This is a genomic window from Komagataeibacter xylinus, from assembly GCF_004302915.1.
GTDB lineage: Bacteria > Pseudomonadota > Alphaproteobacteria > Acetobacterales > Acetobacteraceae > Komagataeibacter > Komagataeibacter xylinus_C.
Window position 1 is genome coordinate 1 of sequence record NZ_QQBI01000001.1, and the last position, 22,637, is coordinate 22,637.

The following is a 22,637-nucleotide window of genomic DNA, read 5'->3' on the forward strand; positions in this document are numbered from 1 at the left end:
ATCATCCCTAAAGACAACAATCGCGCCGCCAGCATATCCCTTCCAGATACTCTCTCTATTCTCTTGTCAAAGAACCCTCAACCCAACAGGGCCGAGTAACCTAGCAAATCCACCAAAGAAGCTCAAGAAGTTTCCTCAGCGCCGCCGGTGATTGGGGATATAGGACCACCATCACATACCGTCAATCAGAAAATCGCAGCAGAAGTGAAAAAACTTGTTCCGACATCCGGGAATACACCCAGAAAATGGCACCAGACTGCGGATTACGGGCCATGAAAAAACAACCGACAAAAAGGGGCTTCCCCCATTCGGGGCATAAATCCTATCCATTTAAGGCAGGCGCAAAGTGACATGTTTTGAGACATACCGCCTCAATCAGTGTCATTCATTGCAAAAAGCAGGGTCTCATGACGAATCAGTCCCCCAAATCTTCCCTCGTGAGCGAGGTCAATGAGCGCGTTGCCGTGCGCATGACCATCATATTCGGCAGCATCTGGTGTGTTTATGGCTTTCTGGTTTTTTCGCTCATTCCGCTGGCAGCTCCTGCATGGCAGAACACGCTGCTCTATATAAGCAACTGCATCCAGCTCGTTGCCCTGCCTGCACTGATGGTGGGCAACGCGGTTCTGAGCCGGGGAGCAGACCAGCGCGCGGCGGAAGACCATGCGGCGCTGATGGAAATTCTCAATGACGTGCGTGATGAAGTGACCGAACTGAAAACGGTCATCAATGATCTGACCCGCAAAACGGATGAGGTGGCCCATCGGCCGCCGTCGGAAGTGGTGTCGATTTCCGATGAGGCTGTTATCAACGTGACGGATGAGGCGCCGCATACCACTCCGCCTGCTCCGGCATCCTGACCAGTCACATCTATTAAGGGAAAACCGTATGCCACCGGAACTGAACCGCCATGAAATCGTAGCGGAGTTGACCGCCATGTCCGACCGCTACGAGCGTGCGCTGGGTGAAAACGACATCCCCGAACTCGATGCCCTGTTCTATCACGGGCCTGAAACGGTGCGGTATGGCGTGGGCGAGACGCTTTATGGGTATGACGAAATCGCCGCCTTCCGCCGCAACCGCACGGGTGGCTCGCCGCCACGCGACGTGCTGCGCCGGCACATTACCGCCATTGGCGCGGACCTGGGCACGGTTGACCTGGAATTCCGCCGCCACGGCAGCGAACGCATCGGGCGGCAGAGCCAGACATGGGTGCGCATGCCCGATGGCTGGAAGATCATCGCGGCGCACGTTTCCCTCATGGCGGATATTTCCTGATTTAATCGTCTGCTACGCCCTGAAGCTGCGCCAGGGCATCGACAAACCCCGTGGCGAAGGAGGCCGGCCCCTGCGCTGGCCCGGCTGCTTTTTCAGCCGCGCGGGCATACAGGGCATGCACGGCTGCAACCGTTATCAGCCGCTCATCCGGCCGGGGCGTTACCGCAAGCCCTGCTGCAATCAGGCCGCCGAGGGCGCAGCCTGCGCCGGTTACGGCTGTCAACCAACGATGCCCGCCTGGTATGATGATCTGCGCGCCGTCAGGGGAAAGGACATGATCCTCCGGCCCGCTGATGGCCACAATCGCGCCCAGCCTGCGCGCCAGCTCCTGCCCCAGCGGCACGGCCTGCGCGATCGAGGCCGTTGTTTCCACCCCGCGCGCGGTGGCAGCGCCACCTGCCAGGGCCATGACCTCGCTGGCATTGCCACGAATGACAGTGGGCCTGCGCGCCGCCATGGTGCGAATAATATCATCATATTCCGCAACACCCGCCCCCATGGCGACGGGATCGAGCACCCATGGCACGTCTGCCGCATTGGCGGCATCGATTGCCGCGAGCATGTCGTGCCCTGTCGTATTGATCAGCCCCGCCGCGTTCACCCATAGCCCACCGGCATGCGCCCCGAAGCCGGCAGGCCAGCCGGGCGCCGCCCCGATGGCGGGGGCGGCACCAGCCGCAAGCAGCACGTTGGCGCTCAGGGTGGCTGCGACATAATTCGTCAGCCCATAAACAAAAGGTGCCTGCGTGCGAATGCGCCGCAGGACGGGACCACAATCGGGACTGTCATGCTGCATGCGGCGCGGGGCACATGTTACAGGATGCATCGGTATGTTTCCTTCCCTTCCTGTCATGCAGGCAGAGGGCATGAAACAGACAGGGGTTGCCTTTTGATGATAATCAACTGAAAAACAAAGGACGAAGCCGGTCAACCATGCCGGAGCCCAGTGACGACCTTCATGCTCCCAGCCAGCCTATCGTAACAGGAACATATCGTGCGCCCAGTTCTTCTTTCCGCCCCTGTCCTTCTTGCAGCAGGACTACTGGCCGCCCCCTCCGCCCAGGCGGCTGACGCGCTGGGCCAGCCAACGGCTTCGCTCTGCTTTCGCCTGCATGACGCGGCCCTTGCCGGCGGTTATTCATGGGGCAAGGGGCGGCTTTATTTTGGCGGCCATTCCTACCCGGTCAAGATCACGGGCGGTGGCGCCGTGGGAATCGGTTACAGCACGCTACGGGGCGAAGGAAAGGTCTATAACCTTGCCCGCCTGTCCGACATCAACGGCACGTACTGGTCGGTGCGGGCCGAAGGCACGATTGGCCGGGGCCGCAACGTGACGGTGCTTGATAACAACCACGGCGTTGACATCAAGGCGAGCATGCGCACGAGTGGGGCGCATCTGGCGGCTGCCGTCATGCGCCTGACCCTGAAGGTCAATCCCGGTGGCGAGCGGGCCGAGGCCATGCCCGCGGCCTGCAGCTTCCCCATCCGCTAGATGTTTTGGGGCGCCTTTTTTCAAAAGCGCCCCCAATCCGCTAGAGCGTACTGATCACGATCTCGACGAGGTTGGGCCGCCCCGATGCCATCGCGGCCTCAATGGCCGGAGCAATATCGGCAGCCCGCGTGATCTGCCGGGCCTCCAGCCCGTATGAAGTCGCCATCGCCTGATAATCAATGGGCGGATCGCACAGATCCATCGCCAGGAAATTCCCCTGCCGGGCCGAGACATAATGGGTCTGCCCGCGCATGAAGCCCTTGAGCACGTTATATTCGCGGTTGTTCATCACAACGAATGTCACGGGCAGCTGCTCATGCGCTGCGGTCCAGATCGCCTGCGGGGAATAAAGGGCCGCGCCATCGCCCACCAGGCAGACCACCGGCTCGCGCCCCAGCCCGAGCGAGGCCCCGACCGCAGCCGGCATGCCCCAGCCCAGCGCGCCGCCACGCAGGAAGGAATACTGAGCTGCCCAGTCGCTGTTGAGGAACATGCGCGTATAGGACGACGTGGCGATCGCCTCATCCACAATGGCAACCTGTGGCCCAATGGCGCGCACGGCCTCGTGGGCGGCAACGCATGGGGCAATGACCGCATCATCCTGGTGGGCCGCCACCAGCGCCTCGGCCTCGAGGCGCCTGTGGGCACGGGCGGCCACGACTTTTTCACGGGCGGCGACATGGGCTTTGCGGCGCGGTTCGGTCTCGTGCTGCAACAGCGGCAACAGCACATCGAGCGAGGCGCGGATATTGCCCACGAGGGAGAGCGGCGTCTGGAACGTGCGGCCAAGGTCACGCGCATCGGCCGAGACCTGATAGACCGCGCAGCCCGGCGGCACGGGCGAGCCCTCGGAATAGAGGATGGTGATGAGCGACTTGCCGCCCAGCGCGAAGATCGCATCATAATCCGCAAGGCGGGTGGCGATATCGGTAGCGCGCGTGGGCATGTTGCCTGCCCAGAGCGGGCACGACGTGGCGAACGGAATGCGCGAGGGCCATGACGCGCCATAAACCGGCGCGCCCAGCATGTCGGCCACGGCGGCGACCTGTGCCGCGGCATCCGCCCCATGCACCTCATCGCCCGCGATGATGGCCAGCCGCCCCGGCGCAATGCCCGCCAGCGCGCGGGCCAGTTCGGGCAGGCCGCCTGCTATGGCCTCGCGGTTGATGACAGAGGGGCTGCCAATGTCGATATCGCTGGCCTCCTCCATCACATCCATGGGCAGCGACAGGAAAACCGGCCCTGACGGCGCTGCCATCGAATCGTTGAAGGCCCGGCGCACCAGCACGGGCAACTGGTCGGCATGCAGCACTTCCTGCGCCCATTTCACGGCCGGGGTGGCGATGCTGACCAGATCGCCAAACAGCAGCGGGTCGGAAATGGTATGCCGCGAATCCTGCTGGCCCGCCGTCACCACCAGCGGTGTCTGCGATACGCTGGCATTGAGCAGGTTGCCCATGCCATGCCCCAGCCCGCCCGCCGTGTGCAGGTTGAGAAAGCCGGGGCGGCCTGCCGCCTGCGCATAGCCATCGGCCATGGCCACCACGCTCGCCTCCTGCAGGGCCAGGATGTATTTCAGGTCCGGGCGGCGCTGCAGGGCATCGATCAGGGGGAGTTCCGTCGTGCCGGGATTGCCAAAGATATAGCGGACCCCTTCACTTTCCAGAATTTCCAGAAGGATGTCGGCGCCGCGCCGCCCGCCTGTTCCCCTTGCCGCGACCTCAAGCGGTGTAATGGCCATGCTGTTCCCTGCCTGCTTTGAAGGTGTGGGTCATGGCAACACGTTTTGGGGTGCGGGTCCAGCAGCAGCGGGTGAAGCTGGCGTCAATTTTTATCTTGATAATGATAGTGATTATCATTATCAAGAATGCAACCCGTGGGTCACCCGACAGAATCCCAACCGTCGATTTCCCAACCCTTCCCACGGAAACTTGCGGCATCACCTGCACCCGGGTGATGCCGTTTTTTTATGGGAAGGCGGCACCGGCATACATCATGTGATTGACCACCCGCCGCAACGCGAAGATGATACACCCTTACGCGATCATGAAAGTACGCCCCTTGCCTGCCGACAGTCCCGCGCCCCTGACTGCCCAGACAACCGCCCATGGCACGCAGGCGGATCATGACCCGGCACTTCCCCCCCTTATCGAGACCCTGCGCCATGATGGCATCATTACCGCCCGCCAGGTCGCGGCGGCTCGGTTCTGGGCCACGGATTACCGCATTGGCGTGATGGGGCTTGAAGACCCGCTGTTTGACCGGACATCGCTCGGCCTGTCGCGCCGCCCGCTCAACGGGCGGAGCGGATCGATCAACCGGTACCGGCATATCCATGACATCATCGGGACGCGTTACGAGCGCGTGCTCATCGCCGCCATGATCGATCACCGCCCCCTGCCAGAACTCGCCCGCCATGCCCGCCATGATCCCAAGCACATGGGGCAGGTTCTCGCCCTGCTGCTTGATTTCCTGACCCGGCATTACGATGCCATGCCCGGCCATCTGTGGCGCGGCTGAAGCTGGTGGCAGCGCGGACTTCAGCCAATCCTTAAAAAAATGCCGCCCTTTTTGCAAAGAGGCGGCATCGGGATGCTTTTATTCTTTTTTATCAGTCAGCCATTGTCCAAACCGGCTTTCAGTCCTGGCGGTAAGCCTCGGCAAAGGCCGCGGCCGCACCCAGCAGGCCGGGCTGCGGGTAGGTGATCAGCTTCACCGGCATTTCCGACATCATGCCCTCGAACCGGCCCTTCGCCACGAAGCGTTCGGCAAAGCCGGAATTGGGCAGGTGCTTGGCCAGCCGCAGCCCAAGGCCGCCAGCAATCACCACCGCGCTGCCGCCCTGTGCCAGCGCAAGGTCGCCCGCCACGGTGCCCAGGCTGAGGCAGAACCGCTCGAGGGCCGCCGCCGCCACGGGGTCGGAGCCTTCCAGCGCCATGGTCCACAGGGCCTTGTCATCACGCGCCTTGACCGAGAGTTCCCCCATCTCGGCAATCGCCTCATACAGGTTCAGCAGGCCCGGCCCGGACACCACGCGCTCGACCGACACGCGGCGGTAACGGCGGCGCAGCACGGTCAGGATCCGGTCTTCCAACTGGTCGAGCGGCGAGAAGTCGATATGGCCGCCCTCGGTCTCGCACACGAAGTAACCATTCTTGCGCCGCACGATGTAAGCCGAGCCCAGCCCCGTGCCCGGCCCCACCACTGTGGTCACACCCTGCTCGGGCAGCGGAACGTCAGGCCCGCAGATATGCTGGAGGCTGTCCGCCCCCACCTGCGCCACGGCATGGGCCACGGCACCGAAGTCATTGACCGGGATCAGTTCATCCACCCCCAACTTGACCGGCAGCCACGCGGGCTGGATCACCCACGGGTTATTGGTCAGCTTGAGGATATCGCCCTTGATCGGGCATGCCACGGCAATGCCGGCCGCCTTGGGCAACGGGCGGTTGACCACGCGCGCGAAGGCTTCCCATGCCAGCTGCAGGCTGGCGTGGTCGGCGCATTTCAGGGTCGTGGCCTCCCCCAGTGTGACGACACGCCCCTGGTCCACCTGGGCAATGGCGAACCGCGCATGGGTTCCGCCAATGTCAACTGCTACGATCTCTTTCATGTCCGGTCACGCTCCGTGGCCATACGGCAGCTTGCTGCCCGCATCATTGTAATAAAAATAGCCTGCAAGTGTGCCCGCCCTCGGCATTGCATGCAACAGGCGGATGAATTGAGGCTTCGCAGACCCGTGGGTTCACATCTCAGGCCTGAAAAGAGACCAGCCGGGTCGGCATTTCATTGATCGAGGTCACAAAATGGCCATAATCGCCACGATCAGGACTAAAATACATTTTATAACCCCCGCGCATGGGCGCAATCAGTCCGTCTGGTCCGCCCTGATGGCGGCAAGGATGCGCCGCTTGAGCGGCCACGGCACCAATGTGTCGATCAGCCGCAGCACCGAGAACACGAACGGAAAGACCAGATGCGGCTGGTTACGCGCCACCGCGCGCGCAATGCGGCGGGCAGCAGAGGGCGCGCCCTGCAGGAAGGGCTTGGCCCCCACCACGCGGCGGCTCATGGGCGTATCGACAAACCCCGGCGAGACCAGCGTCACCCCGATGCCCAAGGGGGCGAGGGCCATCTGCTGGGCCTCGGCAAAGCGCTTGAGCCCAGCCTTGGAGCCGGAATAGGCCGCGGCAAACGGCAGCGCATGAAAGGCCGCGACCGAACTGAGCATGACAATATGCCCCCGCCCGCGCGGCACCATGCATTCCGCCGCCGCCGCCGCCATGGCGGAAGGGGTGGCGTAATTGACCAGCCCCAGCCGCAGCACGTCCTCCGCCTTTTCCACCACCTCATCGCTGCGGCGCATGTCACCCAGTCCGGCAGCGAGGATGGCGATGCCGATGGGGTGGGCCGCATCATCGGCGCGCAGGGCTGCGATGGCGGCCGCCCCATCCGCCAGGTCAAGCACGCGGGTCTCGACCGCCACGCCGCAACCACGCGCGCGCGTGGCGACCGCCTCAAGCCGCCCCGCGTCGCGCCCCCACAGCACAAGCGGCCGCTCCTGGGCTGCATAGAGCCATGCCAGTTCCGCTCCTATCCCGCTCGAGGCCCCCGTAATCAGCACATATCGGCCTTCATCCGTGCGTGATGCAGAGCTTACTGTCATTGTCCATCTTCCTTTTCAGGGTCCATCTGTGCCATGAGCACAACAACAGGACGGACCACCGAATCATTTCTTTCAACCCATGCCTGCATAGCCTGCCCCGTTTCGCCACGGAATGAAGGTCGATGCCGGTAATGTTCAGGATGCAACGAACCGGTCATGAACGAAACCGATCGTCTTACTATCATACCCGTTTCCGGCTTTCGTCAGATGACCACCTTCATCCAGTTGCCCCGCCACCTCTATGCGGGGCTGCCGGGTTATGTGCCCCCGCTCGACCTGACCCAGCGCGACCTGCTCACCCCGCGCAAGAACTCCTTTTTCCGCAACGGGCGGGCGCAGTATTTCCTGGCCATGCGCGGCAGGCGGCCCGTGGGCCGCATCTCGGCGCAGATCGACCCCATCTCGATGGAACATTATGGCGAGCCGATCGGCTTTTTTGGCGCGCTCGATGCGATTGACGACCTTGAAGTGGTTTCCGCCCTGCTCGATGCCGCCGGCACCTGGCTGCGCCAGCGCGGCATGAAGACCATGCGCGGCCCCCAGACGCTGGACAGCAATGGCGAGTTCGGGATGATGCTCGAAGGCCACCACGCGCTGCCCATGGTCGCCATGCCGTGGCACCCCAAATGGCTGCCCGGCATGATGGAGGCCTGCGGCTGCACCAAGGTGCGCGACCTCGTGGCCTACCAGATGCACACCGGCCCCGATGCGGAGGAAGCCCATCTCGTGCCCGCCAGCCTGCGGCTGGGTGAAGGCAGGCTGGGCAATGTCACCACGCGCGGCCTGCGCATGGACCGCATCAAGGAAGATGGCGAGATCCTGCGCCAGCTTTACAACGATGCCTGGCGCAATAACTGGGGTTCGATCCCGCTGGCGCGCGAAGACATCGAATCCATGATCGTGGAGATGAAGCCGCTGCTCAAGCCCGAGCATTTCGTGCTGATCGAGCAGGCGGGCAAGCCGGTCTGCGTGGCGCTGGTGGTGCCCAACGTGTTCGACATCTCGGCCGACCTGAACGGCGACCCCTCGCCGCTGGGCTGGCTCAAGCTGGGCAAGCGGCTGCTGCGCCACGAGTTCCATTCCGCCCGCGTGATCCTGCTTGGCGTAAGTTCGGTGCTTGATGGCACCGCCCTTGGCGCGATCATGCCGGCCCTTGCCATTACCGAACTCATGAAGCGTGGCCGCAGCCTGCCCTACCGCACCATCGAACTGGGCTGGGTGCTGGAAACCAACACATCGATGCGCCGTCTGATCGAGCGCATCACGCCTGAGCCATGCAAGCGCTACCGGGTGTATGACCGCTCGCTGGAAGAGTAAGAGACTGTTTGAAAACAACTCATTGATAAAAAATGATAAAAGTTTTTGGGTGCCGCCTTTTTTCAAAAAGGCGGTGTTCTTTGAAGCTTTTTGAAAAAAGCTTCACAAAAGACTTCTTTATGTTTCAGGGTTGGCGATGTGGCTCCAGCCCAGGCGGCCCAGCTTCATGTCGCGACCTAGCCCATCACGCACCTGCACGCCGCTCCCCGGCACGATCTGGCCAATACGGGTCACGGCAACGCCCACGCGGGCTGCATGGGCCAGCAGGCGGGCTTCCTGTGCGGGCGGGACGGCCAGCAGCAGTTCATAATCATCGCCGCCTGTCAGGCATTGCGGCAACCATATGAGGCCAAGCGCGCGCACGGCGGCGGAAAGCGGTACCCGTGCAGCTTCGATCACGGCACCCACCCCGCTCTCGCGTGCCATGTGGCCCAGATCCTGCACCAGCCCGTCCGACACATCCATGCCAGCCGAGGCAATGCCACCCAGTTCAAGCCCCAGCCGCGGGCGCGGCAACTGGTAGCGGCTGGCCAGGAAGCCATCGGGGTCGGGCACCTGCCCCTGCCGGGCCAGCAGGCCCATGGCGCCATCGCCAATCGTGCCGGTCACCCATATGCCATCACCCGCCCGCGCGGTACTGCGCCGCAGCGCCATGCCAGGCGCCACATGCCCCAGTATGGTAAGCGAAAGCACCAGCGGGCCGGATGTTGCGGTCGTATCGCCACCGAGCAGGGTAATGGCAAACTGCTGCTGGTCCTGCGCGAGGCCCGCTGCAAAACCGGCAAACCAGGCCTCGTCACGCGCAGGCGGCATGGACACGGTCAGCAGATAGCCCAGAGGCGTCGCATCCATGGCCGCAAGGTCGGACAGGTTGCAGCGCAGCAGCTTGCGGCCAATGGTGTGCGATGGGTCATCGGGCAGGAAATGCACGCCCTCGACCATGGCATCCGCCGCAACGACAAGTTGCCGCCCGGCAGGCGGCGTGAACACGGCAGCGTCATCGCGCAGGTCCAGTGCGCCGTTGCCGGCCAGCGGGCGGAACACACGGGCAATAAAGCCGAATTCAGCCGGCAGGCCGTTCTCCTCGGCGCGATCCGGTGCCATGGCCGCCCTCCTTACTCCGTTTCAGGAAGCCGGGCTGTCGGGTGCTTCATCAACAATTTCCTGCACCACCTCGACGGGGGCTGCGGGGGTCGGTTCGTTCACGCGGCGTGACAGGGCATCGAGCACGCCGTTGAGCATGCGCGGCTCATCACCAGCCAGGAAGCCATGGCCGATATCCATGTATTCATTGATGATGACGCGCGCGGGTGCCGGGTCAGCGGCCAGCATCTCGCCGCCTGCCGCATGCATGATGGCGCGCAGCACCGGGTCAAGGCGGCCCAGCGGCCACGATGCGGGCAGGATCTCGTGCAGCAGCGCGTCGATGCGCTCCTGCCGGGCCATCGCCCCGCGCACCACAATGCCGAACAGCCGCGCATCGGCCTCGGGCACCTGGCCTTCGGCATATTCGGACCCGGCCCCACCCAGCCGGTGGCGGTTGAACTGGTTGATGACCTGCTCCGCGCCTTCATGGCCCTGCTCGATCTGGAACAGGGCCTGCACCGCTGCCACGCGTGAAGCGGTGCGGGAACGGACCTTGGGCTGCCGGTCGCCGTCTGTCTGTGTCATGGCGCGTTACTCCTGCTGTGGCGTTGCTGCAAAATCACGGCTTCATCGCCTCTTTGGGCGGCGGGGTCCAGTTCAATCTTTGTCTTTCGGGCCGGAAGGGGGAAAGTCCTCGCTGCTCCCGCCCGGCCCTGCGGTTGAAATCGTGGCCAGAATATCAGCAAAATCCTTGGTTTCACGGAAATCCCAGTGCACGCTGGCAAAGCGGATATAGGCGACCGAATCAATTTCGCGCAGCGTTTCCATCACCAGCCGCCCGATATCGCGCGAGGGGATGTCCGTCTCCCCCATCGCCTCGAGCCTGCGCACCAGCCCGTTGACAATCCGCTCGATCCGCTCGGCATCAACCGGGCGCTTGCGCAGCGCGACCTTGACCGAGCGCGCCAGCTTGTCGCGCTCAAAGGGCACGCGCCGCGCATCGGCCTTGATCACAACCAGATCACGCAGCTGCACGCGCTCGATGGTGGTAAAGCGCTGCCCGCATGAGCCACAGATGCGCCTGCGACGGATGGCCGCCCCATCTTCATGCGGGCGGCTGTCCTTTACCTGTGTGTCGTCATGTCCGCAAAAAGGGCAACGCATGGGCAAGCTGTTCCTGATCTGGAGGCAAAAACACGCATGGCGCGACCTCAGGCCCCGGTCTGCGCCAGCACATCGAGCACCGCCTCGCCATAGCGGGCCAGCTTCGAGCCGCCCACGCCACGGATCATGCCAAGCTCATCCAGCGTGGTCGGGCGCTCGAGGGCAATATCATGCAGCACCGCATCATGAAAAATGACATAGGGCGGAATTTCCTGCTCACGCGCCTCGCCCAGCCGCCATGCACGCAGCGCTTCATAGCGGGCGGCGGCCTCGGGCGTGAGGTCGGCCATGGCGGGGCGCGTGCCGCTGCCAGTGCCACGTGCGGCCTTGAGGTCCTCGGTCGCGTCCTCGCGCAGCATGATCGGTTCCTCGCCCCGCAATATGGGGCGCGCGCGACCTTCCTCAAGGGCAAGGGCGTTATATTCGCCCGTGACCCTGATTGCGCCGCGCGCAATGAGCTGGCGGATCACGCCGCGCCAGAACGGCTCGGGCCGGTCGCGGCCTATGCCGAACACGCTCAGTTTTTCATGCCCGTGCCGCGCCGTCATGTCCGATGTCTTGCCCCGCAGCACGCCCGCCACATGCACCGCGCCAAAGCGCTGGCCGGTGCGGTAGATGGCCGAGAGCACCTTCTGCGCCGCCACGGTGCCATCAAACGTGGCCACCGGGCTGCGGCAGTTGTCGCAATGGCCACAGGGCTGGTCGAGTTCCTCGCCAAAGCACGACAGCAGCGCCTGGGTGCGGCAGCCCGTGGTTTCGGTCAGGGCGATCATGGCCTCGAGCCGCGCGCTCATGATGCGTTTCTGCGCATCTGGCGCATTGGACTGCTCCAGCCAGTAGCGCGCACGGGCCATGTCATCGCCGCCATACAGCAGCACGGTTTCCGCCTGCTCGCCATCGCGCCCGGCACGACCGATCTGCTGGTAATACCCTTCGGGCGAGGACGGCATGTCCAGATGCACCACGGCGCGCACGTCGGGCCGGTCGATGCCCATGCCAAAGGCGATGGTGGCCACGATCACCACCGGCTCGCCCGAGCGGAAGCGCATCAGTGCCGCGCGTTTTTCCACTGGCGAAAGACCGGCATGGAACGGCAGCGCCGCATAGCCCTTGCCCGCCAGCGAACGCGCCACGCGCTCGGTCTTGCTGCGGCTGCCGCAATACACGATGGAGGCAGCCCCCCTGTGCCGGTCGAGGATGGCCGTCAGCTGGCGGATTTCCGATGTCTTGGGCTTGACCGCGATATCGAGGTTGGAGCGATGGAAACTGGCCTTGAGCACCGTGGCATCGGGCATGGCCAGGGCTTCAAGAATGTCGCTGCGCGTGCGCGCATCCGCCGTGGCGGTGAGCGCTATGCGCGGCACATTGGGAAAATGCTGCGGCAGGGCCGCGAGTTCGCGGTATTCGGGGCGGAATTCATGCCCCCAGGCCGAGATGCAGTGCGCCTCGTCAATGGCGATGACCGAGAGCGTGAGCCGCCCGAGCCGGTCGAGCATGCCCGGCGAGAGCAGGCGCTCGGGCGAGACGTAGAGAATGTCGAGCCGGCCTGCCATCAGGTCCGAGCGCACGCGGGCGGCGTCCTCGGGTTCCTGCTCGGAATGCAGGGCCCCCGCATTGACGCCAAGCTGCCGCAGGGCGGCAACCTGATCATCCATCAGCGCGATCAGGGGGGATATGACCAGCCCCGTGCCGGGCCGGGCAAGGGCAGGCACCTGATAGCACACGCTCTTGCCGCCGCCGGTAGGCATGAGCACCAGGCAGTCGCGCCCGGCCATGACCTGGTCAACCGCCTGCTGCTGCAGGCCACGGAAATCGGGGAAGCCGAAAACCTCGGCCAGCACCACGCGCGGGTCGCGCGTGGTGCCGTCGGGCGCTGTCATATCATGAAAAGCGGGGTCTTCGCTCAGTGTCCGCCGACCTCGATCTCGACCCGGCGCGAGGCCAGCGCACCGTCCTCGTTGTTCATCGGGCCACGCGGCTGCTGGCTGATATGGCCTGCATCCACACCATCAACCGCAAGCTGGCGGGCCACGATCTTGGCGCGGTCGATGGCCAGCAGCTCATCAGCCGACAGGTCATGGCTGGCCGCGGCATAGCCTTCAACGCGCACCTTGGAATTGTTGGCCACCGCACGCTGGGCCGCCTGCGAGATCACGGTCTGGGCCGGGGCATCAAGCTGGGCCGAATTGGGGGTGAAGAACACGACATACTTGCCCGGATGGCCACCAGCGCATCCTGTCAGCAGACCAAGACCAAGAAGAAGGGACAGGCGACGCATGATGGAGTTACTCCCGTTTCAGATATGCATGACGGACCGCGCCCAGCCTTGAGGTGTGTCCGATCCGGTTTTCCGCTACTTCGTGCCCGCTGGGGCGGGGCACGTCAATCCTTTCAGCGGGCATGGCGGCCCCTTCATGCCGTAGCCGCCACGGTTTTACCACCCACGATACGCCATGCCTGATCCAGCTTTTCCACACCTGTCAGCCGGTGCACGATCAGAATGACCGTGCGCCCCTGCGTAACCTCATTGAGGGTGAGCAGGAATTCACGCTCGGTCTGGGCATCAAGCCCGGTGGCCGGTTCATCCAGAATCAGGATCGGCGCATGCGACAGCAGCACGCGCGCCAGCGCCAGGCGCCGCCCCTGCCCGCCTGATACACTCGCGCCCCCTTCCCCCAGCCAGCTATCCAGCCCATCGGGCAGGGCGCGGACCACATCGGCCACACGGGCCTGCTCGAGTGCCGCCCACAGCTCGGCCTCGGTGGCGTCCGGGCGGCCCAGCAGCAGATTGGCGCGAATCGTATCGGTAAAGAGATGCGTCGCCTGTGACAGCCAGGCAATCCGCTCGCGCAGCGCCTCGTCGCGGATGGTGGCGATATCCTCGCCGCCCAGCGTAATCCGCCCAGCCTGCGGCCCCACCACCTTGAGCAGCAATGCCGCCAGCGTGGACTTGCCCGCCCCGGAAGGCCCCATGACCGCAATGCGCTGGCCTGCGGGAATGCTCAGGTCAAGATGATCGAGGACGGGCGCACGCGCCGCATCCCACCGGAAGGAAACCTGCTCGAAGCGGATGTCGGTGCCCTCGGGCGCAGGCTGCGTGCCTTCGGGCGGCGCATGCTCGGGCAGGTCGCCCACCGCCACCACGCGCGCGGCGGCACGGGTGATGTTGCCCGCAAGGGCGCCCGCGCGTGTCAGCCCGCCAATGCTCTCGAAGGCTGCAACCGTAAGGAACAGCACGGCGGCAGCCTGCAGCGCGGGAATGCGCGGCAGGCCCAGCCCCAGGGCCGCGGCCAGAACCGCCACAACCGCCGCCTGCCCGCACAGGTAGGAGGCAGCGCCAGCCAGGGCGAGCATGCGGGCCTGCTTCATCTGCGCGCGGTAAAGGGCGGCATCACGGTCGCGCACATGGTCGAGCATGCGCCCCTCCGCCCCGAAGGTCGCGATTTCACGCAGCCCCCCCACCATGTCGAGCACGCCCACGCGCAGCTGGGCCGCCTCATGGTTGACCAGCCCGCCTTCACGCCGCCCCAACATGGCAGCAAACAGCGGCAGCACGAAGGCCCCGCAGGCAAACAGCGCGCACACCACCACGGCCAGCACCGTGCAGACCATGTTGATGGCAATGAACAGGAACGGCAGCACAAGGCACGCGCCCGCCAGCGGCAGGATGATGCGCAGGTAAAGCCCGTCCAGCGTCTCGACATCGGACACGAGGCGCGAGAGCAGGTCGCCCGCGCGGCGGAAGCCAAGCCCCGCCGCCGCCCCGCGCGCAAGGTGGCGGAAGAACCATACCCGCACATCGGCCAGCGCACGGAACATGGCATCATGCGCAACCAGCCGCTCCGCGTAGCGCAGGATCACCCGCGCACTGCCAAAGATTCGCAACGCCCCGGTCGTGACCACGATCATGCCCATGGTCATGGCCGCAACGCGGATGCCTGCCTCGCGCATCAGCACAAGGCCGATGATGAGCGCGAGCAGCGATAGCAGCGCGCCTGCCGTAAGCAGCGGCGCGCGCCGCTGCCAGATCTGCAGGATGCGGCCCACGGGGGCGAGCACGCCCTCGCGCTGCGCCTGACGGTTCAGTTCCCTTGTCTGTGAGGATTTCACGATACTGTCTCCCCACTGGTCACGACATGGCCCTGCGCCAGGTCGATCCGCTGGCCGTCAAACCCCGCCACCGCGCTGGAATGGGTGACCAGGATGACGGTGCGCCGGGCGGCAAGGCGGCGCAGGCTTTCAAACACGTCAGCCTCGGTGTCAGGGTCGAGATGCGCGGTTGGCTCGTCAAGCACCACAAGCGGCGCATCCTTGAGGAAGGCACGCGCAATCGCCACGCGCTGCGCCTGGCCGCCAGACAGGCCAAAACCGCCCTCGCCAATAAAGGTATCGAGCCCGTTGGGCAGGCTGGCCACGAAATCCCCGGCCGCTGCGGCAGCAACCGCGGCATCAAGCTGCGCCTGCGTTGCATCGGGGCGGGCAAACAGGATGTTCTCGCGCAGCGTGCCTGCAAACAGCACCGGCTTCTGCCCGATCCACGAGGTCATGGCCACCAGCGCTTCAGGCGCCAGCGTGGCCATGTCCACGTCGTTGAACGTAATGCGCCCGCTGGCGGGCTGGATGAAGCCGAGCAGCAGCTCGATGATGGTGGACTTGCCCGAACCTGACGCACCGCACAGCAGCAGCGTCTGGCCCGCGGGCACGCTGAAGGAAACATCATCAACCGCCATGCCACGTGCGGCGTCCCATGCGAAGCTGACATGCTCGAAGGCGACCGCGACGCCGCCCGTCATGTCGCACACCGCCTGGCCGCCCACCCGCGCGGGCGTGGCATCATCGGGCAGGATGCGCATGGCGCTCGCGGCACCGGAGGCATGCGCCCGGTCCTGATAGGCCAGGGCAAGGCTGCGGAAGGGGGCGAAGAATTCCGGCACCACCAGCACCACGAACAGCCCGCGCGCGACCTGCCCCGCCATGATGGCGGCAGGCACGCCCTGCTCATGCAGGTCCATCAGGTGGGCGCCATTGCGCAGGGCGACGAGCACAAGGGCCACGACCATGGCGCAGTCGATGGAGGCCGAAGACAGGAAGGCCACGCGCAGCACCTTCATCGTGCGCAGGCGCAGTTCCTCAGCACTTGCGGCAAGCCTGCGGGTTTCATCCTCCGTGCGGCCCGACAGCACGATGGTGGCGATGCCGCGCACCCGGTCAAGGAAGCGGGCCTGCAGCCGGGTCATGGCCAGGAACTGGTTGCGCGAGGCCACCGCCGCCCCGATGCCGAACAGCGCCTGGCCAAACGGCACGGCAAGGCCGCACACGGCCATGATCAGCGCCGAGCCAGGCTGCACGAATGCCGCCAGCACGCCAATGACAAGCGGTGCCGCCACCCACAGCACGGAAGCGGGCAGCCAGCGGGCAAAAAATCCGTCCAGCGCCTCGATCCGGTCAACGGCCAGCGCGGTCAGCTCGCCCGTATGGTGCTGGCGCAAAAGCCCCGGCCCGCCCCGCATGATGGCCTCGATCACGCCGCCGCGCAGCCGGGCGCGGCCCTTCATGCCCGCGCGCGCGGCCAGCGTGTCCGATGCCGCCTGCAACCCCGCGCGCGCCACTGCCAGCCCGACCAGCCCGGCCAGCGGCCACGCAACGACCGGCATGCCACCGGGCACCAGCACGCAGGCCAGCACGGTGGCGATGCACCACACCTGCCCCACGGCGATGGCGGATATGCCCAGACCCAGCAACACGACAGGCATGGCCTGCCTGCGCCCCAGGCGCGACTGTGCCCGGGTCCACGCCTTCATCACTGTCTTGTCATCACTCATGACCGCTCCCTATACCGAATGACACGACACAGGGACAGCCATCATGCGCCGCCATAAACTGCCCGTGAGATAACTCTGCCATGCATTTTTGCATGCATTCAGTCGGCCAGCTCGTCCTGATCGGGCTGCTTTAACGGAAAAACAAGCACATAGCGGGTGCCGTTCTCCTCAAACATCTGCAACGTGCCGCCCAGCTGCCGCGCAAAGCCGCGGATGAGCTGCATGCCGATCCCGCTGCGCCCGTCTTCCGCGCCCGTAAGGTTGCGGCCCGCCGCCATGCCCACGCCGTTATCGGCAATCCACAGGCACGCCCGCCCGCCATCAAGCGCGCGCAGGCCCACTTCAAGCGTGCCGTGCAACTGGTCGGGAAAGGCATATTTGATGGTGTTGCTGACCGCCTCGGTCACGATCAGGGCCAGCGGCACGGCCTGGTCGGGCACCATGAGCAGGTCATCGACGCGGATATCGAGCGTGATGCGGCCTTCATCGGATTCACCGATGGCGTGCATGATCTGACCACACAGTTCGCGCACGAAGCTCTGCATGTTCAGGCTGTACAGTTCGCCATCGGCATAAAGGTAGCGATGCAGGGTTGCCAGCGCGCGCACGCGGTCGCGCGCCTGGGCAAATTCCTCGCGCGCGCCGGGCTGGCGGATGCGGCCCGCCTGCAGGTTGAGCAGCGAGGCCACGATCTGCAGGTTGTTCTTGACGCGATGGTGCATCTCCTTGAGCAGCAGCTCCTGACGCACCTGCGCGCGCTCGAGGCGCTTCTCATGCCGCGCCAGCCTGCGCGTGGCCTTGCTGAAGGCATGCGCAAGCTGCCTGACCTCAAGCGGCATGGCCCAGTTCGAGCGCACGTCATACACGCCCCCAAGCTGCCACTGATTGACCGAGGCCGTAAGCTGGCGCAGCGGCGTTATGACCAGCACGTCAGCACTTTTCGAGGCCCCCAGAAGCCCCACGAGCAGCAGCACCCCGCTGGTGACCAGCGAGATGGCGAACATGACCACCGCATGCCGCTCGCTGGCGTTGCGCCGAGTCATGGTGAGCACATACACGCCGCCCTGCACCCGCCCGATGGAATACGAGCCCTCCGGCAGGGTGATGTGGTCGTGCTCCACGCCATGCGTAACCTCGAAGCGCGCCCACTGCATGATCCGCGCCGGGGGGTGGTCGCGCCAGTTGCAATCCGCGCACAGCGGGGCCGTGGCGCGGGCGTGGCTGTCCATGACCCAGATTTCGATCGGGCCGTTCTGCTGCATCAGGTCAAGCCGGGGGTCGCTGCTCTGGAGCATGGCGCTGCGCCATGACAGCGGCATGATGGCCGTAAGGTAGCCCGAGCGCGCGGGCCTGCCCGCATCATCGCCAATCATCGCCGCAACCGTGATGCGGAAATGATCGGGCACGCCGGTCAGCACATCGGGTATGGCCACGAGCTTCACATCACCCTGAAAGCGCGGCATCTCGTCAATGGTCAGGGATGTCGCGTCATGGTCGGGGCCGACGGCGGCGGCGATATTGCCCCGGTCATCGGCCAGCGCGATCTGGCTGTAATGCCGCCCGGTCAGTGACTCGACAAGCTGGAGCATGCGCGCAAGCCCGCCACTGTCGAGCCGCATGCGCGCCACCGCCTGCAGAAGGGATGCGACATGCTCGGATTCATGATGCAGTTCAAGGTCGATGCGCGCCACGGCCATGTCCGTGCGGTAGCCCGGGGCCTCGAGCGTATTACGATAGCTGTGCCACGCCTGCACGGCCCCGATCAGGGCGATGGGCATGGCCGCGAGCAGGATGATCGCCATCATCCGGCCACGGACGGCGTCGAACACACGCCCGACCCGCGTAAACAGGCTGCGATGGCGCCCCTGCCTGCCGCCCCGACCGGAGGAAGGTGGAACGGACATCTATTTTGTCCGCTTCCGGTCTTCCTCAATAAGACGCAGCAGCTCCTCGGGAACAGGCTCTTTGGTCACATCATCGAACAACTGGTGCAGCCCTCGCCTCAGCCATAGCTCGAACGCATCATCCGATCTGCTTGTGGACTTCTTTCCTGGTTGCCTGGGAGGACACTTGTCCTTCAGAGCCATCGCATTATCCCGAAGTAAATTCCCACTTCACACAACCCCTGCCTGTATGCCAGGGCCGCATCATTACCCTGTAGACTCCCGAGGTACTGACGAAGGTATCCGTGTCAGTGCGATATTCACGCCATAATTCAAAGTGGGAATTCCCGTCTCAGGCCGATGCCGTGTTCGTAGCCACACGGGCCTGCGTGCGCGAGCGCAGGCGCTGCACCGCCCCGCGCAGTTCAACGGTGGAGATATCGCGCTCCTCGCCATACAGCCACGTGGCGAGCTGGCGGCGGGCACGGAACACGCGGCTCTTGGCGGTGCCCACGGCGCAGCTGGTTGCGGCGGCAAGCTCGTCATAGCTCATGCCCTGCATCACCACGAGCACCAGCGCCTCGCGCTGGTCGGCGGGCAGGCGGTTCATGGCCTCGGCCAGTTCCTTGACCATCAGGCGTTCTTCATGCGCGCCGCTGCCGGCCATGCTGGATGCGGGCACATCCTCGATATTGCCGGTCTCGCGCTTCTTGCGCAGGTCGGAAATGAAACGGTTGCGCAGGATGCGGTGCATCCAGGCCGAGAAATTGGTGCCCGGCGTAAAGCTGTGCTGGGCGGCCAGCGCATTGCACACGGCATCCTGCACCAGGTCATCGGCTGCCGCCCGGTTGCGCGTGAGCGACAGGGCCTGCACGCGCAGTCGGGGCAGGATTGCAATCATCTGGTCATGAAAGCTGCTGGTCATTTTCATCTCCCCTGTTTCGTCGTTCATGCCAGTGCAATGAACGGGAGGGATGAAAGGTTACATTTTCCATGTAACGAAAACGCGAGCACCGCGCGACAGTTCCCTTCAGCCTGCGCCGCCGGAGCCCGCCTGCATGTAGTCCATGATCTGGGCCCGCGCGCGTGACACGCGGGCCTTGAGCGTACCCACCGTAACACCGCATACATGGGCGGCCTCGGCATAGGTCATTTCCTGCACGCCCACGAGCACCAGCGCCTCGCGCAGGCGGGGGGTGAGCTGCCAGATCGCGCCATTGAGGTCGCGCAGCACGTCGGCCTCCCCCGCGCCGGTGCCGCTTTCGGCCTGGTCGGGGCGCAGGGCATAATCCGACATCACATCACGCTCGCGCCGCCCCTTGCGCGCCTGCTCGTAAAACAGGTTGCGCGCTATGGTATAAAGCCACGCCTTCATGCTGGTGCCCGGCGTGAACTGCTCGAGCGCGCCGAGCGCGCGCAGCACGGTTTCCTGCACCAGGTCATCCGCCGCCGCGGGCTGGCCGGTCAGGAAACGGGCAAAACCACGCAATTGTGGCAGGAGAGACAGCATCTCCCCACGCAAGTGCGTGACCCGTGCCGGATCAGATGGTATTCTTGATTCCAGTTTGTTTACTCTTCAACTCTTGCAGCACAGCCTAACGCTGTCATGATCCGGAGTGTAACAGTTTATCTGGGGAGATGAATGCCTCATGCCGCTATCACGGCGTCAAGACCTGCTTCGCGCCCTGCCCTATGCCCGGCGTTACGCCCGTGCGTTATGTGGCAGCCAGTCGAGCGGCGACCTTCTGGTGGCCGAAAGCCTGCGCGAACTCATGGCGGTGGATGACCCCACCCTGCCACCGCGGCTACGCCTTTACCAATGGATTTCGCGCCACCATGCCCAGCACGGCGCGCAGGACGCGAAGGCGGGCGGCATGCCGCCACTGGCGCGCAAGCTGCTCCTGCTCACCTCGCTCGAGGAACTCAGCGTGGCGGACGCCGCCCGCGTGCTGGCCATTGCCCAGCCGCAGGCCGCCGCCATGCTGGAGGATGCCCATGCCCGCCTGCGCTCATGCGCCCAGACCAGCGTGCTGATCATCGAGGATGAACCGATCATCGCGATGGATATCGAGGAGCTGGTGCGCCAGTGCGGCCACACCATTGCCGGTGTTGCCAGCAGCGAGGAAGAGGCCGTGCGCCTTGCGCGCGAGACCCGGCCCGGCCTGATCCTGGCCGACATCAACCTCGGCGATGGCGGCGACGGGATGAAGGCCGTCTCGGCCATATTGCAGCACCAGGATATTCCGATCATCTTCGTCACCGCCTACCCCGAGCGGCTGCTCACGGGCGATACGATCGAGCCGGCCTTTGTCATCACCAAGCCGTTCGAGCCGCTGACGCTGGCGGTCTCCACCTATCAGGCCGTATCGGGCGGCGTGCCGCTGAACTGACAAAGCCGCATGCCAGTCCCGGCGCAACCGGCATCCCGCTGGCCGGCCAGATGTGTATGCTCCCCCTGTCGTGCTGCCGGACGAAGCTGGGCCGCCATGCGACTGCTGAGTGAAGAGAGGGCAGAATGAAACGGCTGGTCATCGTCTCCAATCGCGTTCCCGTTCCCAAGGAGGGGCTGCGGCCCGGTGGCCTCGCGGTGGTGCTCAAGGACCTGCTGGCCCGCCAGGGCGGCATGTGGTTTGGCTGGAACGGCACCTGCCACCCCGACGCCGCCCACCTGCCGCCTGAACACCAGCTGGCCGAAGGGGTGGAATACGCCACCATCGGCCTCACCCCCGCCGAGCACCGCAATTATTACACCGGCTTTTCCAACGCCACGCTGTGGCCGCTCATGCATTCGCTGCCCGAGCACATCCATTTCGAGCGCCGCGAGCTTGAAACCTACTGGTCGGTCAACCAGCGCTTCTGCGAGAACCTGCTGCCGCTGCTGCGGCCCGATGACATCATCTGGATTCACGACTACCACCTGCTGCCGCTGCCCGCCCTGCTGCGCCGCAATGGCGTACGCCAGCCCATCGGCTTCTTCCTGCACACGCCCTTCCCCGCGCCCGACATGCTGGCCACCGCGCCCGATGGCGGCACCTTCCTGCGCGACCTGCTCAAGGCGGACCTGCTGGGATTCCAGACCGCCGATGACACCGCCAATTTCATCTTCGCCGCTACCCGCACGGCAGGCGCGGTCCTTGAAGGTGAAGACACGCTGGTGTTCGAGGGCCATACGGTGCGCGTGGGCACCTTTCCCGTCGAGATCGACCCGCAGGCCTTTGCCCGCGTTGCCGCCGCGGCCGCCGATTCGCAGGACCTGAAACGCCTTTCAGGCTCGCTGGCGGGGCGCAAGCTGATCTTTGGCGTGGACCGCATGGACCCCACCAAGGGGCTGGACCACCGGCTGGCGGGCTATGAGCGCATGCTCGAGACCTACCCCGAACGCGAGCGGCAGGTCACCTTTTTGCAGATCGCGGCCGAAAGCCGCACCGAGGTCGAATCCTACAAGGCGCTGCGCAGGAAGCTCGAGCACCAGATCGGCAAGCTCAACGCCCATCGCGGCCAGGCGGACTGGACGCCGCTGCGCTTCCTCACCCGCGGCAGCCCGCGCCCCACGGTGGCAGGCTACATGCGCCTGGCCGATATCGGCTACATCACCCCGCTGCGCGATGGCATGAACCTCGTGGCCAAGGAGTTCATCGCAGCCCAGGACCCCGCGAACCCCGGCGTGCTCATCCTGTCGCGGCTGGCAGGCGCAGCCAACCAGCTTGACGCGGCCCTGCTGGTCAACCCGCTCGACCATGACGGCATGGCCGATGCGCTCGAGCAGGCGCTGGCCGTGTCCGCTGCCGAAAAGCGTGAACGCTGGCAGGCGTGCTGGAACGCCATCGCCAACCGCACCGCGCTGGGCTGGGGGCTGTCCTTCCTCAGGCTGCTCGAAAGCACCGCGCGCAAATAGGGGTTGCCCACACGGACCTTGCGCCCCGCCCGTG

General features: G+C 65.0%; 23 protein-coding genes. 8 read left to right on the top strand and 15 right to left on the bottom strand.

Annotation, left to right across the window (positions count from 1 at the left end; genetic code table 11):
- The first annotated feature begins 407 nt into the window (after positions 1–407).
- Together DV027_RS00005 and hpxZ are read left to right on the top strand one after the other, a co-directional pair.
- Positions 408–860 carry a hypothetical protein gene (locus DV027_RS00005; RefSeq protein ID WP_130729961.1) on the top strand — a complete coding sequence of 151 codons (453 nt, stop codon included), beginning with the start codon at positions 408–410 and terminating at the stop codon, positions 858–860.
- A gap of 28 nt (positions 861–888) precedes the next feature.
- Entirely contained in the window at positions 889–1,278 is a 390-nt protein-coding gene (hpxZ, locus tag DV027_RS00010; RefSeq protein ID WP_130729962.1) for an oxalurate catabolism protein HpxZ, read from the top strand.
- Between the two features lies 1 nt (position 1,279).
- On the opposite strand, the gene thiM is transcribed toward hpxZ, so the two are convergent.
- Positions 1,280–2,104: a hydroxyethylthiazole kinase gene (thiM, locus tag DV027_RS00015; protein WP_130729963.1), complete on the bottom strand. Its 825-nt coding sequence runs from the start codon at positions 2,102–2,104 to the stop codon at positions 1,280–1,282.
- Between the two features lie 168 nt (positions 2,105–2,272).
- Between thiM and DV027_RS00020 the strand changes: the two genes are divergently transcribed.
- Positions 2,273–2,770 carry a hypothetical protein gene (locus DV027_RS00020; RefSeq protein ID WP_207303379.1) on the top strand — a complete coding sequence of 166 codons (498 nt, stop codon included), beginning with the start codon at positions 2,273–2,275 and terminating at the stop codon, positions 2,768–2,770.
- A 40-nt stretch (positions 2,771–2,810) separates the two neighbouring features.
- Here the strand turns inward: DV027_RS00020 and DV027_RS00025 are convergent, their stop codons facing one another.
- Complete coding sequence (locus DV027_RS00025; RefSeq protein WP_130729964.1) at positions 2,811–4,511, bottom strand: thiamine pyrophosphate-binding protein; 1,701 nt, start codon at positions 4,509–4,511, stop codon at positions 2,811–2,813.
- Between the two features lie 32 nt (positions 4,512–4,543).
- Between DV027_RS00025 and DV027_RS00030 the strand changes: the two genes are divergently transcribed.
- Together DV027_RS00030 and DV027_RS00035 are read left to right on the top strand one after the other, a co-directional pair.
- Positions 4,544–4,771: a hypothetical protein gene (locus DV027_RS00030; protein ID WP_130729965.1), complete on the top strand. Its 228-nt coding sequence runs from the start codon at positions 4,544–4,546 to the stop codon at positions 4,769–4,771.
- A 45-nt stretch (positions 4,772–4,816) separates the two neighbouring features.
- Complete coding sequence (locus DV027_RS00035) at positions 4,817–5,290, top strand: hypothetical protein (RefSeq protein WP_242621667.1); 474 nt, start codon at positions 4,817–4,819, stop codon at positions 5,288–5,290.
- A gap of 118 nt (positions 5,291–5,408) precedes the next feature.
- On the opposite strand, the gene glk is transcribed toward DV027_RS00035, so the two are convergent.
- Entirely contained in the window at positions 5,409–6,383 is a 975-nt protein-coding gene (glk, locus tag DV027_RS00040) for a glucokinase (RefSeq protein ID WP_130729967.1), read from the bottom strand.
- 255 nt (positions 6,384–6,638) lie between these two features.
- Positions 6,639–7,436, bottom strand: a complete 798-nt coding sequence (locus DV027_RS00045; RefSeq protein WP_130729968.1) for an SDR family NAD(P)-dependent oxidoreductase — start codon at positions 7,434–7,436, stop codon at positions 6,639–6,641.
- A 156-nt stretch (positions 7,437–7,592) separates the two neighbouring features.
- On the opposite strand from DV027_RS00045, the gene DV027_RS00050 reads away from it, so the two are divergent.
- Positions 7,593–8,753: a hypothetical protein gene (locus tag DV027_RS00050; RefSeq protein WP_130729969.1), complete on the top strand. Its 1,161-nt coding sequence runs from the start codon at positions 7,593–7,595 to the stop codon at positions 8,751–8,753.
- Positions 8,754–8,870: 117 nt separating this feature from the next.
- On the opposite strand, the gene thiL is transcribed toward DV027_RS00050, so the two are convergent.
- From thiL to DV027_RS00105, 11 genes are all read right to left on the bottom strand, one after another.
- Complete coding sequence (thiL, locus tag DV027_RS00055; RefSeq protein ID WP_130729970.1) at positions 8,871–9,857, bottom strand: thiamine-phosphate kinase; 987 nt, start codon at positions 9,855–9,857, stop codon at positions 8,871–8,873.
- 21 nt (positions 9,858–9,878) lie between these two features.
- A complete protein-coding gene (gene nusB / locus DV027_RS00060; RefSeq protein WP_130729971.1) occupies positions 9,879–10,424 on the bottom strand; it encodes a transcription antitermination factor NusB in 546 nt (181 codons plus the stop codon).
- A 72-nt stretch (positions 10,425–10,496) separates the two neighbouring features.
- Positions 10,497–11,003, bottom strand: a complete 507-nt coding sequence (gene nrdR / locus DV027_RS00065) for a transcriptional regulator NrdR (RefSeq protein ID WP_130729972.1) — start codon at positions 11,001–11,003, stop codon at positions 10,497–10,499.
- Positions 11,004–11,050: 47 nt separating this feature from the next.
- Positions 11,051–12,883: a DNA helicase RecQ gene (recQ, locus tag DV027_RS00070; protein ID WP_130729973.1), complete on the bottom strand. Its 1,833-nt coding sequence runs from the start codon at positions 12,881–12,883 to the stop codon at positions 11,051–11,053.
- Positions 12,884–12,906: 23 nt separating this feature from the next.
- On the bottom strand, positions 12,907–13,281 hold the full coding sequence (locus DV027_RS00075; protein ID WP_130729974.1) for an OmpA family protein: 375 nt from the start codon (positions 13,279–13,281) through the stop codon (positions 12,907–12,909).
- A gap of 134 nt (positions 13,282–13,415) precedes the next feature.
- Entirely contained in the window at positions 13,416–15,113 is a 1,698-nt protein-coding gene (gene cydC, locus DV027_RS00080) for a thiol reductant ABC exporter subunit CydC (protein ID WP_130729975.1), read from the bottom strand.
- Positions 15,110–16,825 (bottom strand): thiol reductant ABC exporter subunit CydD, encoded by a 1,716-nt coding sequence (cydD, locus tag DV027_RS00085; protein ID WP_130729976.1) that lies wholly within the window; start codon positions 16,823–16,825, stop codon positions 15,110–15,112. The genes cydC and cydD overlap by 4 nt, the downstream gene beginning before the upstream one ends.
- Positions 16,826–16,923: 98 nt before the next feature.
- Entirely contained in the window at positions 16,924–18,729 is a 1,806-nt protein-coding gene (locus DV027_RS00090) for a sensor histidine kinase (RefSeq protein WP_130729977.1), read from the bottom strand.
- Positions 18,730–18,912: a hypothetical protein gene (locus tag DV027_RS17800; RefSeq protein ID WP_061272675.1), complete on the bottom strand. Its 183-nt coding sequence runs from the start codon at positions 18,910–18,912 to the stop codon at positions 18,730–18,732. It lies immediately after the preceding gene.
- Positions 18,913–19,060: 148 nt separating this feature from the next.
- Positions 19,061–19,633 carry a sigma-70 family RNA polymerase sigma factor gene (locus tag DV027_RS00100; protein WP_130729978.1) on the bottom strand — a complete coding sequence of 191 codons (573 nt, stop codon included), beginning with the start codon at positions 19,631–19,633 and terminating at the stop codon, positions 19,061–19,063.
- Positions 19,634–19,738: 105 nt separating this feature from the next.
- Positions 19,739–20,218 (bottom strand): sigma-70 family RNA polymerase sigma factor, encoded by a 480-nt coding sequence (locus DV027_RS00105; RefSeq protein ID WP_207303380.1) that lies wholly within the window; start codon positions 20,216–20,218, stop codon positions 19,739–19,741.
- Positions 20,219–20,357: 139 nt separating this feature from the next.
- Here DV027_RS00105 and DV027_RS00110 point away from each other — a divergent pair, with 139 nt between their 5' ends.
- Together DV027_RS00110 and DV027_RS00115 are read left to right on the top strand one after the other, a co-directional pair.
- The gene (locus DV027_RS00110) at positions 20,358–21,098 is read left to right on the top strand and encodes a response regulator (RefSeq protein WP_061272669.1); all 741 of its coding nucleotides are present in this window, start codon (positions 20,358–20,360) and stop codon (positions 21,096–21,098) included.
- Between the two features lie 125 nt (positions 21,099–21,223).
- The gene (locus tag DV027_RS00115; RefSeq protein WP_130729980.1) at positions 21,224–22,603 is read left to right on the top strand and encodes an alpha,alpha-trehalose-phosphate synthase (UDP-forming); all 1,380 of its coding nucleotides are present in this window, start codon (positions 21,224–21,226) and stop codon (positions 22,601–22,603) included.
- Positions 22,604–22,637: the final 34 nt, after the last annotated feature.

Bases quoted from the DNA above. Each gene is read 5' to 3' on its own strand.
- DV027_RS00025 (WP_130729964.1), bottom strand. From the start codon at position 4,511: ATGGCCATTACACCGCTTGAGGTCGCGGCAAGGGGAACAGGCGGGCGG.
- glk (WP_130729967.1), bottom strand. From the start codon at position 6,383: ATGAAAGAGATCGTAGCAGTTGACATTGGCGGAACCCATGCGCGGTTC.
- DV027_RS00105 (WP_207303380.1), bottom strand. From the start codon at position 20,218: ATGCTGTCTCTCCTGCCACAATTGCGTGGTTTTGCCCGTTTCCTGACC.
- DV027_RS00030 (WP_130729965.1), top strand. From the start codon at position 4,544: ATGGCAACACGTTTTGGGGTGCGGGTCCAGCAGCAGCGGGTGAAGCTG.
- cydD (WP_130729976.1), bottom strand. From the start codon at position 16,825: ATGAGTGATGACAAGACAGTGATGAAGGCGTGGACCCGGGCACAGTCG.
- nusB (WP_130729971.1), bottom strand. From the start codon at position 10,424: ATGACACAGACAGACGGCGACCGGCAGCCCAAGGTCCGTTCCCGCACC.
- DV027_RS00050 (WP_130729969.1), top strand. From the start codon at position 7,593: ATGAACGAAACCGATCGTCTTACTATCATACCCGTTTCCGGCTTTCGT.
- DV027_RS00075 (WP_130729974.1), bottom strand. From the start codon at position 13,281: ATGCGTCGCCTGTCCCTTCTTCTTGGTCTTGGTCTGCTGACAGGATGC.
- nrdR (WP_130729972.1), bottom strand. From the start codon at position 11,003: ATGCGTTGCCCTTTTTGCGGACATGACGACACACAGGTAAAGGACAGC.
- DV027_RS00110 (WP_061272669.1), top strand. From the start codon at position 20,358: ATGCCGCTATCACGGCGTCAAGACCTGCTTCGCGCCCTGCCCTATGCC.
- thiL (WP_130729970.1), bottom strand. From the start codon at position 9,857: ATGGCACCGGATCGCGCCGAGGAGAACGGCCTGCCGGCTGAATTCGGC.
- DV027_RS17800 (WP_061272675.1), bottom strand. From the start codon at position 18,912: ATGGCTCTGAAGGACAAGTGTCCTCCCAGGCAACCAGGAAAGAAGTCC.
- DV027_RS00035 (WP_242621667.1), top strand. From the start codon at position 4,817: ATGAAAGTACGCCCCTTGCCTGCCGACAGTCCCGCGCCCCTGACTGCC.
- DV027_RS00045 (WP_130729968.1), bottom strand. From the start codon at position 7,436: ATGACAGTAAGCTCTGCATCACGCACGGATGAAGGCCGATATGTGCTG.
- DV027_RS00100 (WP_130729978.1), bottom strand. From the start codon at position 19,633: ATGACCAGCAGCTTTCATGACCAGATGATTGCAATCCTGCCCCGACTG.
- DV027_RS00115 (WP_130729980.1), top strand. From the start codon at position 21,224: ATGAAACGGCTGGTCATCGTCTCCAATCGCGTTCCCGTTCCCAAGGAG.
- DV027_RS00005 (WP_130729961.1), top strand. From the start codon at position 408: ATGACGAATCAGTCCCCCAAATCTTCCCTCGTGAGCGAGGTCAATGAG.
- thiM (WP_130729963.1), bottom strand. From the start codon at position 2,104: ATGCATCCTGTAACATGTGCCCCGCGCCGCATGCAGCATGACAGTCCC.
- recQ (WP_130729973.1), bottom strand. From the start codon at position 12,883: ATGACAGCGCCCGACGGCACCACGCGCGACCCGCGCGTGGTGCTGGCC.
- hpxZ (WP_130729962.1), top strand. From the start codon at position 889: ATGCCACCGGAACTGAACCGCCATGAAATCGTAGCGGAGTTGACCGCC.
- DV027_RS00090 (WP_130729977.1), bottom strand. From the start codon at position 18,729: ATGTCCGTTCCACCTTCCTCCGGTCGGGGCGGCAGGCAGGGGCGCCAT.